This window comes from Microbacterium sp. BR1 (assembly GCF_002812725.1).
GTDB lineage: Bacteria > Actinomycetota > Actinomycetes > Actinomycetales > Microbacteriaceae > Microbacterium.
In genome coordinates this window covers 31416-46356 of the sequence record NZ_NMUN01000001.1, presented here as the reverse complement: position 1 = coordinate 46356, position 14941 = coordinate 31416, and the positions used below count along the sequence as shown (strand labels likewise).

16 protein-coding genes are annotated in these 14941 nt (G+C 62.2%); 4 read left to right on the top strand and 12 right to left on the bottom strand.

What is annotated here, in order from left to right:
• Nucleotides 1-30: 30 nt before the first annotated feature.
• The 8 genes from CGU35_RS00225 to CGU35_RS00190 all read right to left on the bottom strand — a co-directional run bounded on the left by CGU35_RS00225 (nt 31) and on the right by CGU35_RS00190 (nt 7772).
• Nucleotides 31-1080 carry an SDR family oxidoreductase gene (locus CGU35_RS00225; RefSeq protein ID WP_100809661.1) on the bottom strand — a complete coding sequence of 350 codons (1050 nt, stop codon included), beginning with the start codon at nt 1078-1080 and terminating at the stop codon, nt 31-33.
• Nucleotides 1077-1430 (bottom strand): NifU family protein, encoded by a 354-nt coding sequence (locus CGU35_RS18800; protein ID WP_157813848.1) that lies wholly within the window; start codon nt 1428-1430, stop codon nt 1077-1079. The genes CGU35_RS00225 and CGU35_RS18800 overlap by 4 nt, the downstream gene beginning before the upstream one ends.
• Before the next feature lie 2 nt (nt 1431-1432).
• Entirely contained in the window at nt 1433-2437 is a 1005-nt protein-coding gene (locus CGU35_RS00215) for an amidohydrolase family protein (RefSeq protein WP_100809659.1), read from the bottom strand.
• 23 nt (nt 2438-2460) lie between these two features.
• Nucleotides 2461-3255 carry an SDR family NAD(P)-dependent oxidoreductase gene (locus CGU35_RS00210; protein ID WP_100809658.1) on the bottom strand — a complete coding sequence of 265 codons (795 nt, stop codon included), beginning with the start codon at nt 3253-3255 and terminating at the stop codon, nt 2461-2463.
• 17 nt (nt 3256-3272) lie between these two features.
• Nucleotides 3273-4319: an ABC transporter permease gene (locus CGU35_RS00205; RefSeq protein WP_100809657.1), complete on the bottom strand. Its 1047-nt coding sequence runs from the start codon at nt 4317-4319 to the stop codon at nt 3273-3275.
• A 31-nt stretch (nt 4320-4350) separates the two neighbouring features.
• A complete protein-coding gene (locus CGU35_RS00200; RefSeq protein ID WP_100809656.1) occupies nt 4351-5838 on the bottom strand; it encodes a sugar ABC transporter ATP-binding protein in 1488 nt (495 codons plus the stop codon).
• A 76-nt stretch (nt 5839-5914) separates the two neighbouring features.
• Nucleotides 5915-6919, bottom strand: coding sequence for a sugar ABC transporter substrate-binding protein (locus CGU35_RS00195; protein WP_232711083.1), 1005 nt, complete (start codon nt 6917-6919; stop codon nt 5915-5917).
• A gap of 70 nt (nt 6920-6989) precedes the next feature.
• Nucleotides 6990-7772 (bottom strand): glucose 1-dehydrogenase, encoded by a 783-nt coding sequence (locus CGU35_RS00190; RefSeq protein WP_232711082.1) that lies wholly within the window; start codon nt 7770-7772, stop codon nt 6990-6992.
• A gap of 263 nt (nt 7773-8035) precedes the next feature.
• Here CGU35_RS00190 and CGU35_RS00185 point away from each other — a divergent pair, with 263 nt between their 5' ends.
• Nucleotides 8036-8788, top strand: a complete 753-nt coding sequence (locus CGU35_RS00185) for an IclR family transcriptional regulator (RefSeq protein ID WP_100809654.1) — start codon at nt 8036-8038, stop codon at nt 8786-8788.
• On the top strand, nt 8781-9536 hold the full coding sequence (locus CGU35_RS00180) for an IclR family transcriptional regulator (protein ID WP_100809653.1): 756 nt from the start codon (nt 8781-8783) through the stop codon (nt 9534-9536). The genes CGU35_RS00185 and CGU35_RS00180 overlap by 8 nt, the downstream gene beginning before the upstream one ends.
• Here the strand turns inward: CGU35_RS00180 and CGU35_RS00175 are convergent.
• From CGU35_RS00175 to CGU35_RS18795, 3 genes are read right to left on the bottom strand one after another with little or no spacing between them, the layout of a single operon-like run.
• Complete coding sequence (locus CGU35_RS00175) at nt 9526-10323, bottom strand: SDR family NAD(P)-dependent oxidoreductase (RefSeq protein ID WP_308455402.1); 798 nt, start codon at nt 10321-10323, stop codon at nt 9526-9528. The genes CGU35_RS00180 and CGU35_RS00175 overlap by 11 nt on opposite strands.
• Before the next feature lie 3 nt (nt 10324-10326).
• On the bottom strand, nt 10327-11259 hold the full coding sequence (locus CGU35_RS00170; RefSeq protein ID WP_100809652.1) for an NAD-dependent epimerase/dehydratase family protein: 933 nt from the start codon (nt 11257-11259) through the stop codon (nt 10327-10329).
• The gene (locus CGU35_RS18795) at nt 11256-11582 is read right to left on the bottom strand and encodes a putative quinol monooxygenase (protein WP_100809651.1); all 327 of its coding nucleotides are present in this window, start codon (nt 11580-11582) and stop codon (nt 11256-11258) included. Before CGU35_RS18795 ends, CGU35_RS00170 begins: the two co-directional genes overlap by 4 nt.
• 120 nt (nt 11583-11702) lie before the next feature.
• Here CGU35_RS18795 and CGU35_RS00160 point away from each other — a divergent pair, with 120 nt between their 5' ends.
• Nucleotides 11703-12728 carry an ATP-dependent 6-phosphofructokinase gene (locus CGU35_RS00160; RefSeq protein ID WP_100809745.1) on the top strand — a complete coding sequence of 342 codons (1026 nt, stop codon included), beginning with the start codon at nt 11703-11705 and terminating at the stop codon, nt 12726-12728.
• A 28-nt stretch (nt 12729-12756) separates the two neighbouring features.
• On the opposite strand, the gene CGU35_RS00155 is transcribed toward CGU35_RS00160, so the two are convergent.
• Nucleotides 12757-13716: a LysR family transcriptional regulator gene (locus tag CGU35_RS00155; RefSeq protein WP_100809650.1), complete on the bottom strand. Its 960-nt coding sequence runs from the start codon at nt 13714-13716 to the stop codon at nt 12757-12759.
• A 70-nt stretch (nt 13717-13786) separates the two neighbouring features.
• Here CGU35_RS00155 and CGU35_RS00150 point away from each other — a divergent pair, with 70 nt between their 5' ends.
• Nucleotides 13787-14797 (top strand): YeiH family protein, encoded by a 1011-nt coding sequence (locus tag CGU35_RS00150; RefSeq protein WP_157813847.1) that lies wholly within the window; start codon nt 13787-13789, stop codon nt 14795-14797.
• Nucleotides 14798-14941 lie beyond the last annotated feature (144 nt).

Below are 14941 nucleotides of genomic sequence, written 5' to 3'. Positions count from 1 at the left end.
GGGCTTCGGCCCACCGAACGGCCTTCTAGTTCAGTTGATGATCCTGGCTTTCCTCAACGCAGTGAGGTGCTCGATGAAGCTGTCGTGCGTGTCAATGCACTCTCCAAACCCGGCTTGGCGAATCTTGATGGTGCTCTGGATCATGCTGAAATCCGTCTGCCACCAACCTTCGATAAACGGCCAGGAAACGAAGTCAGCAAACCCCACGCTCCGAAGCCCGTCACGGACTACCAGTTCGTCCCACTCGTCGTCGCGGTTGGCCATGTGAGCCTCTAGGGAGAGCGGCTGCGGTACGTCATACGGCATGGCGAAGAACTCAGCGATAGCGGGCCACAGTTGCGACCATCTGAAGAGGTCACCATTCGTGACGTTGAAGATCTGCCCTCGCGCGCTTGTGCTGTCAAACGCCCACTCGACGGCCTTGGCCAGGATTCGAGCATCCGTCGCCTGGTGCAGCGCGTCCCACGCCCCCGGGCTTCCCGGAAAGCGGAGAGGGACCCGTTCCTGCTTGCTGAGCATCGCGAAAGCAGCCACCCCGGCAAGGATGTTCATCGGTGAACGGGGCGCGAATCCGATCACGCCGTCGGGTCGCAGAACAGTCCAGGACGATCCTCTCCGGGATGACCAATCCCAGATTGCGTCCTCTTGAGGGTTGTACAAGATCGGTCCGAGAAGCCGCGGATCTGATTCGCGAGCAGGAGTTCGGTACGGTCCGAGATGCTCACCGTATGACTTGCCACCACCGATGAGCACGATCTGCTCGACGGACGCGCGATCTCGGTCGAGCGCCTCCAGCAAGTTCTTGACCATCGCGGCATTCAGAGCCGTGGTCTCACGATGCGAGGAACCTTCGACATACGCCGCGTAGACCACATGGCGGATGTCCCCCAGGGCACCCTTCTCCACACCATTGGCTATTGAGAGATCTCCTCGGATGTTGTGCTCTGGTGCGGCGGCATTGGCCCTACATCCAGTTCTTGAGAGCCCAATGACCTGCCGACCCGCAGCCTCGAGGTAACGCGCAATCGCGCCACCGGTCACGCCACTCGCGCCGACGACGAGGCACCCGTGCCCGGTCACGTGGGGGCACTTTCACCCGGCGCCTGAGCCGTCCGCGATGTGGGCAGTCCGAGTGGTACCGCTGAGTTTGCTCGAACACCGAGACGCCGACGAATGCTCGCCAGAGTCTGGGGCGACGCGCTGATCTGAGGTGCACGGACAGACCGAACCCCCGGCACCGCCTCCACATAGGTCTGGACCAGTCCGGCGTAGGTAACCGCCATCGCAGGGCAACGCTCGCACGCGCCGTAGAACTCGATCGTCACGTTTCCTTCGTCGTCCACCACAGCCGTCATATCTCCCGCGTGGCCGCGGAGGCGCGGACGGACAAACTGGAGGGCACGCTGAAGCTCGTCTGGGTCGACGGCCACGATCAAGCCCCGCTCTGATACTCGGGCGGGATGTCATAGCCAAGACCCCGCGCGAAGCTCAGCCCGAAGACCTTCTCCTTGATCTCTCGCGTGAGCTCGGGATAGCCATATCGCTCCTGGAGTTCTTCCGGCATCTCCAAGTTCGCCCACATGTCGATGTACGACTGGATATCGGGCCAGATGAAGCCCTCCGACCCATACGCGAGGCGATCAGGACCGACGAACAAGAGTGCCTGACCGATGCGGTGGAGCATCGGGTAGGGCTGGAGGAAGTACTGGTTGAACCACAGCGGCAGCAGCAGATGCATGTTCTGGAACCGACCGGCGATTGAGATCATCTCGTCCACGTAGGGATCGCCCATGTGATGGATCCCGAAGTTGAGATCCGGAAAGTCGTAGGCCGCCATCTGGAGGTCGTTCGGCATGAATGCCTCTACCGGATGCATACCGAGGGGATACCCCTTGTGGAACTGCACCATTTTGATACCGAGTTCGAGCGCCTTCTCATACAAGGGATAGGCAACCTCGCGGTCGTCTGCCCGCCAATAGTGATCGCGGTCCTGGTACGTGTAGAACTTGAAGCTGATTGCGCCCATCTCGTGAACTTGGCGCTCCATCTCATGCAGAGCGAAGTCAAGTCCCTGCCAACTCGGGTCGACGCCCCCAGTGAACAGAAGACGCTTCGGATTCTTGCGCGTCAGGTCGTAACACAACTGTGCGGGGCCGAGCGAGTCCTTCCAAGGCCCGAACAGCGGCACGGTCTGCACCATCGCGATGTCCGTGTCAGAGCGCTTGAACAGCTGATCGTTGGCCCAGTCGGGGTCGACCGGGTCGTAGAAGTCCGCCTTAGGCGCTGGGCCACCCTTGCTGGCCATCAGCTCATTGAATCCGGCCTGATTGACGCGATGAGCTACGACGTTCTTTCCGTCCGTACCAGGGGCGATCTGACGATCCGTGAAGTCCTGAGTGTGCACCGCACAGTCGAACACGAACATTCCGTCTTTCATCTGTATCTCCTTAGACCTTCCAGTTACTGAACAAAGTCGCCGTTGGGTTGACCGTTCCAAGCGGTGACGCCGCCGTCAACAGGCACAATGGCACCCGTGATGAACGAGGCGCCGGGCGATGCGAGGAACACGGCAGCGTCTGCGATCTCTACGGCGTCTGCGATTCTCCCGAGCGGGATGAATTTGCCGAATGCCTGCTCGAGACCGGGCAGTGCTTCGAGGTTCCTCACCAGGAGCGGTGTGCGCACGGGACCGGGAGCTATGGCGTTTACGCGCACACCCGCTTTGCCGTAGTCGATCGCCATGCTGCGGGTGAAGTTGACAATGGCGCCTTTCGCGGCGTTATAGGCGGCGTAGTTGAAGTCAGCACCGAGCCCGGACACCGACGCGGTGTTGATGATGGCTCCGCCAGCGGTCTCGAGGTGCGGCAGCGCTGCCCGTGAGACGTAGAAGACGCCGTCCACATCTACGGACATCACCTTCCGCCACAGATCATCTGTGGTCTCGGTCACCGATCCGACTGGGGCGATGCCGGCGTTGTTGACCAGTACGTCCAGCCGACCGAGCTTGCTCACTATGGCGGTGATGTACGCGTCTGCGGACTGAGGATCAGAAACGTCGATCGAAAACGGGACGAGCCGACGACTGAGATCGGAGCCCAGCTCCTGCTCCAGGCGAGCGAAGAGCTCAATCTGCAGGTCTCCCGCCGCCACCGTTGCGCCCGCCTCCAGGAAGCGTCGGGCGATAGCCGCACCGATGCCAGATGCAGCGCCGGTGACGGCGACAACTTTGCCTGCGAAGAGATCAAGTGCCCACATTCCTAGCTGCCCTTTCGTCAGTGCGCGGTGGATCGGCCGCGGGATCGGATCATCGAGATGAGGCGACCGTCGCTCAGCACCGCGAGGATGATGACCGCACCGATGACGACCGGCTGCAGATGTGGGGACACGTTCAGCAGCGTGAGCCCGTTGTTGAGGACACCGATGATGAGAAGTCCAACGAACGTTCCCCACATCGACCCGATACCACCGGCGAGGCTCGCCCCACCGATGACAACCGCGGCGATCACGCTGAGCAAGTCGCTGGAGTTGCCAGCACCAGGCTGTGCCGCGTTCAGACGGGCGCCCACCACAAGGCCTGCCACAGCGGCAAGCAACCCGGCGATCGCGTAGACGCGCAGCTGCATCCGCTTGACTCGAATGCCCGACAGGCGGGCGACCTCTTCGTTGCTGCCGATGGCGTAAAGCGAGCGACCCGCGGGACGGTAGCGCAGCCACAATCCAGCGACGATGAATACAGCGAGCATGAGGTAAACCTGCAGCGAGATCCCCGCCAGGCGGAACTGCGACAGCCCCTGGAACCAGTCAGGCAGTCCAAGAATGGGGGTGCCGTTGGTGAGGTAGAGCGACAAACCGGTCGCGGCGAACATCGTGGCGAGGGTCGCAATGAAGGGCTGGATGTCTCCGTAGGCGATGAGTATGCCGTTGAGAAGGCCGATGCCGGCACCGACGGCGAGACCAACGATGATGGAGAGCCAGAACGGCCAACCGAGGTTCTGATAGGTCACAGCAACGACCATGAAGCTGAACCCGAGCACGGCTGCGACGGACAGGTCGATCCCGCCAAGGATGATGACCAGGGTCGCACCGGCCGCCATGATGCCGATGTAGGACACCTGAACCATGATGTTCACCAGGTTGTTCGGGGTCAGGAACACCGGCGACAAGAACGACATCGCAACGATGAGCAGGATCAGTCCGATGAGCGGTCCCGAGAGGACCTTCAGGCGATTCCTCACCTGCGCGACGCGAATCGCGGAGGTACTCGGCGTGGTGCCGGTATTTGCTCTGGTGGCCGTGTCGTCGGTGACTGGGGTAGACATGAGAACTCCTAAGGAATGTTGGCGAGGCGAGTCAGGACACTGACAACTGCATGACGCGCTCAGGGGTTGCTTCTTCGCGGGACAGGACGGCTCGCTGGCGTCCGCCTGCCACGACCATCACGCGGTGGGAGAGCATGAGGACTTCCTCTAGCTCGGAAGAGACGACGATGACCGCTACGCCCTGGGAGGCGAGGTCGCGAATGATCTCGTAGATCGCTTCCTTGGCGCCGACATCCACTCCTCGGGTCGGCTCGTCCAGAATGAGCACCTTCGGGGTGCGGACCAGCCACTTAGCGAGAAGCACTTTCTGCTGGTTCCCACCAGACAGCAACCCGACCGGCTTGTCGAGATTGCCTCGGATGTCGAGCTCCTTCGTCATCCGCTTCTTGAGCCGATTCAGGAAACGGATGGTGACGAATCCCCGCGGGACGAGCCGGGACTCCCAGGGCAGCGCCATGTTTTCAGCGCTGGTTCGGTTGAGGTTCAACCCCTGCGTCTTCCGGTCTTCGGGGACCATGTAGATACCCGCGGACACGGCATCAGACACCGATCGGATCTTCACGACGCGACCATTCACCGCGACCGTGCCCGAGAAGAAGCGGTCCGCGCCCGCAAGTGACCGCACGATCTCTGTCCGGCCGGCACCGACGAGACCCGACATCCCGAAGATCTCTCCGCGACGGAGTTCGAAGGTGATGTTGTCGAAGCGGTCGGAGCACAGTCCTTCCACGGCAGCTACTACTTCCTCATCGTGAGGTGGGGGTGCGACGTCCCGCTGTGAAAGCTCCCGGCCGACCATTGCTCGGATCATGCCATTGCGGTCGATTTCCTTCGCCGGCCATTCACCGACTTTTCGACCGTCGCGCAAGCAGAACACGCGGTCGGCGATGGCGGAGATCTCATCCAAGCGGTGACTGATGTAGACCACGCCAGTACCGCGCGACCGCAGCACCTCGATCTGCTCGAGAACACGCTTGGTCTCGTTCTGGCCAAGCGAGGCGGAAGGCTCGTCGAAGATCACAAAAGAGGGACGCCGCAAGATGGCTCGGGCGATCTCGATCTCTTGCTGTGTGGCGGTCGAAAGACCGGCGACCGGTCGACGCGGGTCTAGAGTCACACCGAGGTCCTTGAGCACGGCTCGTGCTTCGGTGACCATCTGCCGCGTCGCGACACGGCCGCCCCGCGTGGGCAGGCGTCCGAGGAACATGTTCTCGGCGACGGAGAGTTCAGGGATCATTTTGATCTCCTGATGGATGATCGCCACCCCGGAGTTCAACGCCTCGAGCGGACCGGTTGGCGCGTACGGCTGTCCATCGATCGTCATCGACCCTGCATCGGGTCGCTTGATCCCCGCGATGATGGAGCTGAGCGTCGACTTCCCGGCGCCGTTCTCACCGATCAGCCCGACGACCGACCCCGCCTCAATCGAAAAATCGATTCCATGCAGGACAGTGGTGTCGCCGTAACGCTTGGTGATGCCGGTTGCGGTGAGAACTCGCTTGTTCGTCGTTTCGCTCATGACCTTCTACTCCTCTGGCTTGCCGGCTCCAGCAACAGATCCGGAGCCGGCAAGCCATTCATGGATGGGTGGGATATCAGCCCTGCGAGCCGAAGTACTTCGCGGCTCGTGCTTCCTCGAGGTTGTCCTTCGTGACCAGAATCGACTCCTGGATCTGGTCCTTCTGAATGTCCGCCTCTTCACCGTTCATCGCTTTGATGGCATTCTGCACGGCGAGCTGACCCTCGAGATACGGCTGCTGGCTGATCGTCGCGGAGATCGCGCCCTTCTCGATGGCGTCGTACACGGCGGGGAACCCGTCGATCGTGACGACACTCAGGCCGCTGCGACCGGCAGTCTCCGCGGCGCTAGCAACACCCAGAGCCATGTCATCGTTCTGAGCGAAGACACCCTGCAGATCTTCGTTCGCGGTGAGGACGTTGGCGAAAACGCTGACGGCCTTGTTCTGATCCCAGTCGGCGCTAGTGGTGCTGACCACGTTGATGTCGGGGTTCGCGTCGAGCGACGTCTGGCAGCCCTCAGCGCGCTGCATCTGGGTGGACGAGGCCGGGATGCCCTCAACGATCGCGATGTTGCCAGAACCATCGAGCAGCTCCGCGAGATAGTCACACGCCTGCTCGGCCATGGCGACGTTGTCGCTGCCGATGAAGGTCACGTAGTCCCCGCCGGCGGGAAGCTGGTCCACGGCGATCACCGGAATGCTGGCGTCGTTCGCCTGGCTGACCGACGCTCCGCCGGACGCGGAGTCCAGCTGGATGAAGATGAGCGATCCGACACCCTGGCTGACGAGGTTCTGGACCTGGTTGACCTGAGTGGAGCTATTGCCCTGCGCGTTCAGGATTACCAGCTCATAGCCCTGCTTCTCCGCCTCGTCTTCCATGCCTTCCTGAACGGCGGCATAGAACTGGTTGACGAACGACATCGACACGCCGATCTTCTTCTTGGTGCCATCGCCGGAGCCGCTGTCTCCGCCGTCGCCTCCGCTGGAGCAACCTGCGAGAGCGAGAACTGCTGCTGTGGCGAGCGCGCCGATAGCAATGGCGATCGGGCGTCGCCTGTTGTATCCAAATCGAATCGACATCGACTCTCTACCTTCCTTGGTAAGGGACCTCACCCATCGGGTGAGCTTTGTAGGGCGCAGAGCGCCCTAGTTATAGGAGCGTGTACCCGCCATCGACCACGAGGTCCACGCCTGTGCAGTAGGACGCTGCATTCGAGAGGAGGAAGACCGCTGGCCCCACCATCTCCTCCGGTTCAGCGAAACGACCCGTCGGGATCTTCTCGCTGATTTCCTCGCGCATTGATGCGACTTCGGCGCGAGCGTTCATGGGGGTCAAGGTGAACCCGGGCGAGAGCGCGTTCACGCGAATCGAGTGCGCGGCCCATTCGGTGGCGAGCGAACGCGTGAGGTGCGCCACGGCGGCTTTCGAGCTGTTGTAGTGCGCCTGGAGCATCTCGCGGTGCGAGACGATGCCGCTGATCGATGCGAGGTTGAGGATTGACCCTCCACCGGATGCCATCATTGCGCGGGCCTCAGCCTGGCAACTCCTGAAGAGCCCAATCACATTGATCCTGTAGAGACGCTCGAACTGCTCCGCGCTGAGTTCCAATGCAGGCGTGGCCTGAGCAATGCCCGCGGCATTCACCGCCAGTGAGAGGGGCCCGAGCGCATGCACGGTCTTCTCGACCGCGGAAGTCATGCCGTCTTCGTCGGTGACGTCGGCGGCAATCGCGAGCGAGCCAACGCCCATCTCAGCCACGCGCGCGGCAGTCTCAGCGGCTCCTTCTGCAGCGAAGTCCACGATCCCGACGTTCGCGCCACGTTGGGCTAGACCCAGCGCGATCGCCTTACCGATGCCAGAGCCACCGCCCGTGACCACGGCGGTCTGGCCGGCCAACGTGAAGAGGTCAGCCGTGATGGGGCTCGGCTTCACTGCCTTACTGGCCATCTTCGTTCGCTTCCTTGCGGGTGACGCCATGTCGCTGTTTCCAGGACCTCAACGCGTCAGGTGGTTGATTACCTCGGAAATATAACTCAGAAGCTGAGCTTCTGTCTACTAAATCGGACAGACTGTTCATAAATTGGGTTTTTCTGGTCCCAGGGCGCTAGACGGCAAGTCCCCCCATCTGTAGAGTTTGTCCAGGAAATGGAAGGACGACGGTGTCGCCAACGACTTTGGATGCTGACGGCGCAGGCATGAGCGCGGTCTCAAAGGCCACCCGAGTCCTCGAGCGACTCGCGTCTCGCGGCGAGCTCACGGCATCGGATCTGGCTTCGCAGCTGAACGAGCCGATCACGACCGTCTACCGCATGCTCAACAACCTTGAATCGATTGGTTGGATAGAGCGAAGCGGCCGTAAAGGCGCCCCCGCCCGACTTGGCGTTGATCTGATTGCCATCGGACAGGCGATCGCCTCGACACTGGACTTGCGGGCGGTAGCGAGGTCGTCGCTCGCCCGTCTCGCTGATGCCACTTCGGAGACCGCATATCTTTGCGTCCCAGACGGACAACGAGCAGTGTGCATCGAACGAGTCGACGGTAAGTACATCCGAACAGCCGAGCTGGCGATCGGCGGGTCCTTGCCACTTCATCTCGGAGCCGGTCCTCGTGCGATCTTGGCGTTCTCTTCGGACGAGTTCCGGCGGGCGTACTTGAGAGCGCTCCGCGGATCACAGTCGAATCCGATAACCGAGCCCGATGCCGCACGTTTGGAGTCTGAGTTGAGTCGGATACGCGAGACTGGCCTCGCCGAATCAGATGGTGATATTACTGCCGGGGTCGTGAGCGTAGCGGCACCCGTGCGAGACCATCGCGGAGTTGTCACAGCCTCGGTCACCTTGAGTGCTCTCAAGGTTCAGGAGAACTTCTCCGCCGCGGAAGCGTTCGGGGAGCTCGTCCGGCGCGAAGCCATGGACGTGTCATCGTCTCTTGGGTACCGCGATGCCTAAGCCGGACAAGCCGAGTCGAGTACTTACCTCGCTCAAATCAGCGGTTGAGGTCCTTGCGCGGTCCGGGCCCATGACGCCACCTGAACTGGCCAAAGAGATCGGCATTCCGCGCCCCAGCGCGTATCGGCTGCTGGCGGCACTTGTCCAGGACGGACTCGGGACTCAACTGCCTGATGGCACGACTTCCCTCAGTACCAAGTGGCTGTTGTTCGGCGACCGTGCACTCGCTACGGCAGCACCCTGGTTCCATCGAGATGATCTTCTCCGTGAGCTGCGCGACCTCACCCACCTGACGGTGTTTCTCAGTGTCCCGCGCGAGCACCGAACTGTATGCATTCGGAGGCTGCACGGCCAGGGTGTCCAGGTTCTGGTTCTCGAACCCGGCGGCAGTCTGCCGCTTCATCTTGGAGGCGTCGGACGAATCACACTCGCCTTCGGCCCAGAAGATCCTGGGGCGTACCTCGATGCGCACCACCCCGAGCGTCTGACCAGCAACTCGCTCGAGAGTAAGAACGCGATTCTCGCTGACGTCACGTTGAGCCGCGAGCGTGGCTACTGCGTCTCCGACGAAGACGTGACGGTCGGGGTGGGTGCCGTTGCTGCACCAGTCCTTGATCCGTCGGGGGGGTTCCTCGCGGCGCTATCGGTGGCAGGCCGGCGAGCAGACGTCATCGGACGAGAGGCGCAGCTCGTCGAGGCGCTGCAGGATGTCGCCTCTCAGATCGGGGAATCTGCGGCTACGGAGTGATGGCGTCGACGTAGCCACCATCGACTCTGATCGCGCCGCCTGTCGTCGCGGACGCAAGGTCAGAGCTGAGGTAGACGATCATGTTCGCGACCTCTTGCGGGCGAATCACCCGCTGAATGAGCGACAGCGGGCGATGCTCTCTCATGAACGCTGCCTGGGCTTCGCCCCACGGCAGCTCGTCCCCCACAAGGCCGGCCGCGAAAGTGCGCAGCCCTTCCGACTCTGAAGGACCGACAATCACCGAGTTCACGGTGACCGACGACCCAGCGGTTGCCTTCGCAAAGCCCCTAGCCACGGCGAGGAGAGCGGTCTTGGAGGCGGAGTAGTGCACCATGTCCTTGGGAACCGACACAGCAGCGTCACTCGCGATGAAGAGGATTCGTCCCCACCCACGCTCCAGCATTCCAGGCAGCGCCACCTGGGTCATTCGAACTCCCGTGAGGACGTTCGTGTCGAAGTGATCAGCCCAGACCTGGTCCGAGGTCGAGAGAGCGTCTCCGACCTGATAGACGCCAACATTGTTGACCAGAATGTCGATGTTCGGGAACTGTCGTTCGACAGCTCGGGCAGCATCGATGGAGACAAGGTCCGCGACGACACCGTCGAACTCGGCGTTGGGGACTAACTCGCGGAGCTTCTCCAACGCACTCTCGACCGAGTCGACACTTCGCCCGTTGACTCCGACGCAGGCCCCCGCTTCCGCGAGGCGCGCGGCCATAGCGAAGCCCAGCCCCCGAGTCGAGCCAGTGACAAGCGCGCGTCGCCCTCGCAGATCCAGCGAGATCATCGCTCAGCCCTTAGCGGTGACGTGATCGTGCGGATCGCCCTTGCTTGCCCACACCCGTCGATACGATCCACGCACCAGGTCCTCCAGCAGGCTCGGGCCGACCGGCGCCCATCCGAGGTCAGTTCGAGCGCTCGTCGAGTCAACCCGACTGTTGCTGGCCAACGCCACGTCGACCCATCGCTCACCGAGTTCGGCGCGCGCCTCATCGATGTGTACGCCCTCGGCTTCACCCAGTCCGAGCACCTCGGCAATCCCCTCAGCAATCGAACGCATTTCGCATTCGCCCGAAGCAATGTTGTAGACGCTCCCAGGTGCAGCCTTCTCGAGCGCAAGAAGGTAGAACTCAGCAAGGTCATACAGGTAGACATTGCTCCAGCGGTTCTCGCCCGACCCCGCGTAGATAGACCGGCCGGTCCGCAGGGCGTATCGCAAGAGGAGCGGCAGCTGTTCTGACGCTCCATCGCCGTAAACCATCGCCGGGCGAATGACAATCGTCCGGATGCCCTGATCCCTCGCGCCGAGCACGAGCTCGTCAGACTGGTAGCGCGCGGAGACGACCGGGGCGGGAGTGAAACGGTCGGTTTCGCGGTAGACGACTTCAGAGCGCACGCCGCCACCCAAGTCGGTGTACACGCCCGTTCCGCTGGTGCGAATGAAGGGACGCTCGCTGCCGGCGAGCGCGGACAGGAACGCCGCCGTCGATGGGGCGTGATCGGCGGTCGCGGTGTCAATCACACCGTCGTACGACTCCAGATCGAGGGAAGCCACGTCGTCCAGTCCACCCAGGACCGGTGTGATTCCCAACGCAGAGAGTGACTTCGCGCCACTCTCGGATCGAACGAGGCTCGAGACTCTGTGTCCGGCCCGCAAGAGGCGCTGCCCGATGGCCTGCCCGAGGTACCCTGACCCACCCGTGATGAACAGATGCTGACTCACTTTGAGTTCTCCTTAGTAGCTCGCTCCGTTGAAGAAGCTGTCGGTGGCGTCAGTTGCTCGTTCGCAACGACCTCAACTTCGAGGGACTCAAACGCCGCGATCAATGTCTGGACGTGGTGGGAGTCGTCGTGCTCGCGCACGGCATTCTCATCTGCGAACACTTCGACGAGTATGCGCTCGTTATCCGCGGCGCCCGCGTAGATGCCCCAATGCACGAGCCCTACCTCAGCCGCGAAAGCGCTCTGCGCATCCTCAAGGACGGCATCCAAGGCTCGCGAGGCTTGGGGATCAACCCGCAGCCTGACAACTTTGGCGACTGACATGACTCTCCACTCTGCGGGTCGTGTTGCTACGGTTCGCACCGAAAAGCTCCGGTGCCGCGTCCCGAGTGATCAATGTACACTAGTTTCGGACAGTTCGTCCATTTTTCGGTTGGAGCGCTGATGCTTAGACTTGGGATACTCACCAGTGGAGGCGACTGCCCTGGGCTGAACGCGGTTATCAGGAGCGCTCATATCCGGTTGTCCCGCGAGCACCGAGGGCAACTTGTCGGTTTCCGTAACGGCTGGCGTGGTGTCGTCGAAAACGACGTCATACCGGTCTCGGAGGACAGCACCAGAGGCATTGCCGGGCTAGGTGGCACGATCCTCGGAACGTCGCGGACGAATCCGCTCGATGCAGACCCCACCGGCTCCAGGGTCAAACGCGCAATTTCCGACAATTCTCTGGACGGGATTATCGCGATCGGAGGCGAGGGGTCACTCTCGGCCGCGCACGCGCTTGTCCGTACGGGCGTCAATGTTGTCGGCGTTCCGAAGACGATTGACAACGACCTCAATGGGACGGATTACAGCTTTGGCTTCGACACGGCCGTTCAGATCGCGACTGACGCGATGGATCGTCTTCTCACGACTGGGGCATCTCATGCTCGCTGCATGGTCGTCGAGGTGATGGGTCGCGATTCTGGGTGGATCGCGCTGCATTCAGGAATCGCAACGGGAGCTCACGCCGTCCTGATTCCGGAACAGCCGGCGTCCATCGAGCAAGTGATCGGGTGGGTCGAGTCGGCGCGTGAGCGACACCAACCTCCCCTGGTGGTAGTCGCCGAAGGTTTTCCACTCGGCGATGTCGGGGTGGTTGCCGAACGAGGCCACGAGCCCTCCGGACGCCCGCGACTCGGCGGCGTCGGTGAGTTGCTGGCGAGGTTGATCGAGGGTCGGACGGGCATTGAGACGCGAGCCACCACGCTCGGACACATTCAACGCGGTGGGACGCCGACTGCCTACGATCGAGTGCTCGCGGCGAGGTTCGGCGCGGCAGCTGTCGACGCCGCAGCACGTGGCGAATGGGGGCGGATGGTGTCTCTGCGCGGAGAGACCATCGTGACAGCCGACCTCGCGGAGGCAATCGGCTCAGTGAAGAGCATCACCAGCCAGCGTTACCGACGAGCTGCCGTCTGTTTCGGTTAGTCGAACGGGTCCTGACGGACCACATGGTTTAGTCGGTCGACCTTCTATGGGCGGCGACGAGATTCGCGACAACCGCGGCCGCATCCGGACGCGGGCTCGCTCCGCGGCTCCACACGGCGCTAAGCCGTCTGCGGAGATCAACGTCCGATACCCGCAACGCGACGAGCTCACGTGCGGCAACCTCATCGGCGATCGCGAGCGATGAGACCACCGCGACGGCGCCCCCGTAGCGAACGGCGGTGAGAATGGCCGCGGTAGAGCCAAAGCTCGGCAGAGTCGTCGGAAGGCTGATCTTCGCGCGGGCGAAGGCGGCCTCCATCACTTCTCTAGTGCCTGACCCGCGCTCGCGAAGAACCAAACCGCTCTGAGCGAGTTCGCTGCCTCTCACTTCCGCCCAAGATCGCCATGGGTGTGATTGAGAAACGACTGCCACCAGCTCATCTTCGCCGACAAGCGCACTATCGAGACCGTGCGCGATCCGATTGCCCTCCACGAAACCGATGTCTGCTCGCCCGTCGTGAAGCCAATTCATCACTTCTGACGAATTCCCAACACAGAGCGTGGCGGCCGCCGGAGGTATAACGCCGGCAATCCGACGATCCGCGAGCCACCTAGGAACCAGGTGCTCAGCGATGGTCAGGCTTGCGGCGATGCGCAGCGGCGTTTTGGTGAGACTTGGCAAGCACGAGATTCGCTGCGCAAGCTCGCGCGCTGATTCGACGAGCGGAGTCGCCGCGGTCGCGATCGCTTCGCCCGCGGACGTGAGCGTGCTGCCCCGGGCTGAACGCAGAATGATGGACACGCCGAGTGCGTCCTCGAGCCTCGACAAGTTCATGGAGACGGTCGGCTGACTCACTCCGAGGTCGCGCGCGACCGCGCTAATGGATCCAAGTCTTTGAAGGGCTACGAGTTGCCGCAACACTGCGAGGGTCACCCGAGCATCCAGCTCGACCGCGTCGGGTAGTGCGTTTGGATTCTCACCTCCCATAGATACAGTCTATATGCGCGCCAGCCGTTTGACCCTTCTGTCATGTGATGTCACCGGTCAGTCTGATCGCATGACTACTTCGGTGTCCCAGCGGACTGTGCCCCTGTTCGTCGCAATCGCGATACTTTCAATAGCCGCGGCGACGATGTTCGCCACGGCGCTCACTCCGGGGGTTTCGCCGCTGCTAATCGCGATCTGCCTCGGGGTGCTGGTCGGGAATGCCCGCGTTGTTCCAGCCGCTGCGAGCAGGCCGATCTCGGAGGCGTCGAGGAAGTTTCTGCGCATCGGGATCGTGCTTCTTGGGTTTAAGTTGTCGCTTACGAGTCTGATGGTGATCGGATGGGGAGGAATCTTCGTTCTCGTCCTGACAGTCGCAGGCACGTTTCTGGGAACTCTCGCCATCGGGCGCCTGCTCCGAGTGTCACGTGTGACACGGATGCTGATTGCGACGGGATTCTCCATCTGCGGCGCTTCGGCGGTTGCCGCCATGAGCGGCGTGGTTGATAGGGAGGGAAAGCACGAGGAAGAGACCGCGCAAGCGGTTGCTCTCGTCACCATCTTCGGCACTGTGGCCATGTTCGCGATTCCTGCCCTGTCCCGAGCACTTGGGCTCAGCGATCTTCAAGCGGGGCTATGGATCGGTGCGAGCGTCCACGAGGTCGCACAAGTCGTCGCGGCGGGGGGCTTCGTTTCATCGGTGGCACTTGCACTCGCGACGATAGCCAAACTGGGCCGAGTCGTGATGCTTGCCCCCCTCATCGCGATCGTCAGTGCAACAAGTGGACGACGCTTCGGGACAGCGACCGCCGTCGGTAGACCTCCGGTGCTGCCGCTGTTCGTCGCTGGATTTCTCGCGGCAGTTCTTCTCAGGACGTTCGTTCCGTTTCCGGCCGAGGTCCTCGCCGTGCTGGAGTTTGGCGCGAATCTCCTTCTTACTGCCGCGATGCTCGGCCTAGGCTTTGCAGTCAACGTTCGGAAGCTCTTCGCCACCGGAGGGCGAGCGCTGGCGCTCGGGGCGATGTCCACATTGCTAGCCGCTTTAGTCGCACTCGGAGCGATCTTCGCTCTAAGCATCCGCTGACGATCACTGGCTGACGCCAACTAGCGACCGCGGTTTCGGCCGCCACTGCTCCGCTCGAGCGGCGCCGCTCGATCGGAGGGGTGGGCTGTAGCCGATAAGACACAGCTCACTCGTCGATTGTGTTGGCGACGGTTGAAAACGAGG

Excerpts from the sequence above, each read along its gene's own strand:
- CGU35_RS00200 (WP_100809656.1), bottom strand. The coding sequence starts at position 5,838 with ATGAGCGAAACGACGAACAAGCGAGTTCTCACCGCAACCGGCATCACC.
- CGU35_RS00205 (WP_100809657.1), bottom strand. The coding sequence starts at position 4,319 with ATGTCTACCCCAGTCACCGACGACACGGCCACCAGAGCAAATACCGGC.
- CGU35_RS00175 (WP_308455402.1), bottom strand. The coding sequence starts at position 10,323 with ATGATCTCGCTGGATCTGCGAGGGCGACGCGCGCTTGTCACTGGCTCG.
- CGU35_RS00150 (WP_157813847.1), top strand. The coding sequence starts at position 13,787 with ATGACTACTTCGGTGTCCCAGCGGACTGTGCCCCTGTTCGTCGCAATC.
- CGU35_RS00180 (WP_100809653.1), top strand. The coding sequence starts at position 8,781 with ATGCCTAAGCCGGACAAGCCGAGTCGAGTACTTACCTCGCTCAAATCA.
- CGU35_RS00210 (WP_100809658.1), bottom strand. The coding sequence starts at position 3,255 with ATGTGGGCACTTGATCTCTTCGCAGGCAAAGTTGTCGCCGTCACCGGC.
- CGU35_RS00215 (WP_100809659.1), bottom strand. The coding sequence starts at position 2,437 with ATGAAAGACGGAATGTTCGTGTTCGACTGTGCGGTGCACACTCAGGAC.
- CGU35_RS00155 (WP_100809650.1), bottom strand. The coding sequence starts at position 13,716 with ATGGGAGGTGAGAATCCAAACGCACTACCCGACGCGGTCGAGCTGGAT.
- CGU35_RS00185 (WP_100809654.1), top strand. The coding sequence starts at position 8,036 with ATGAGCGCGGTCTCAAAGGCCACCCGAGTCCTCGAGCGACTCGCGTCT.
- CGU35_RS00160 (WP_100809745.1), top strand. The coding sequence starts at position 11,703 with ATGCTTAGACTTGGGATACTCACCAGTGGAGGCGACTGCCCTGGGCTG.
- CGU35_RS18795 (WP_100809651.1), bottom strand. The coding sequence starts at position 11,582 with ATGTCAGTCGCCAAAGTTGTCAGGCTGCGGGTTGATCCCCAAGCCTCG.
- CGU35_RS00195 (WP_232711083.1), bottom strand. The coding sequence starts at position 6,919 with ATGTCGATTCGATTTGGATACAACAGGCGACGCCCGATCGCCATTGCT.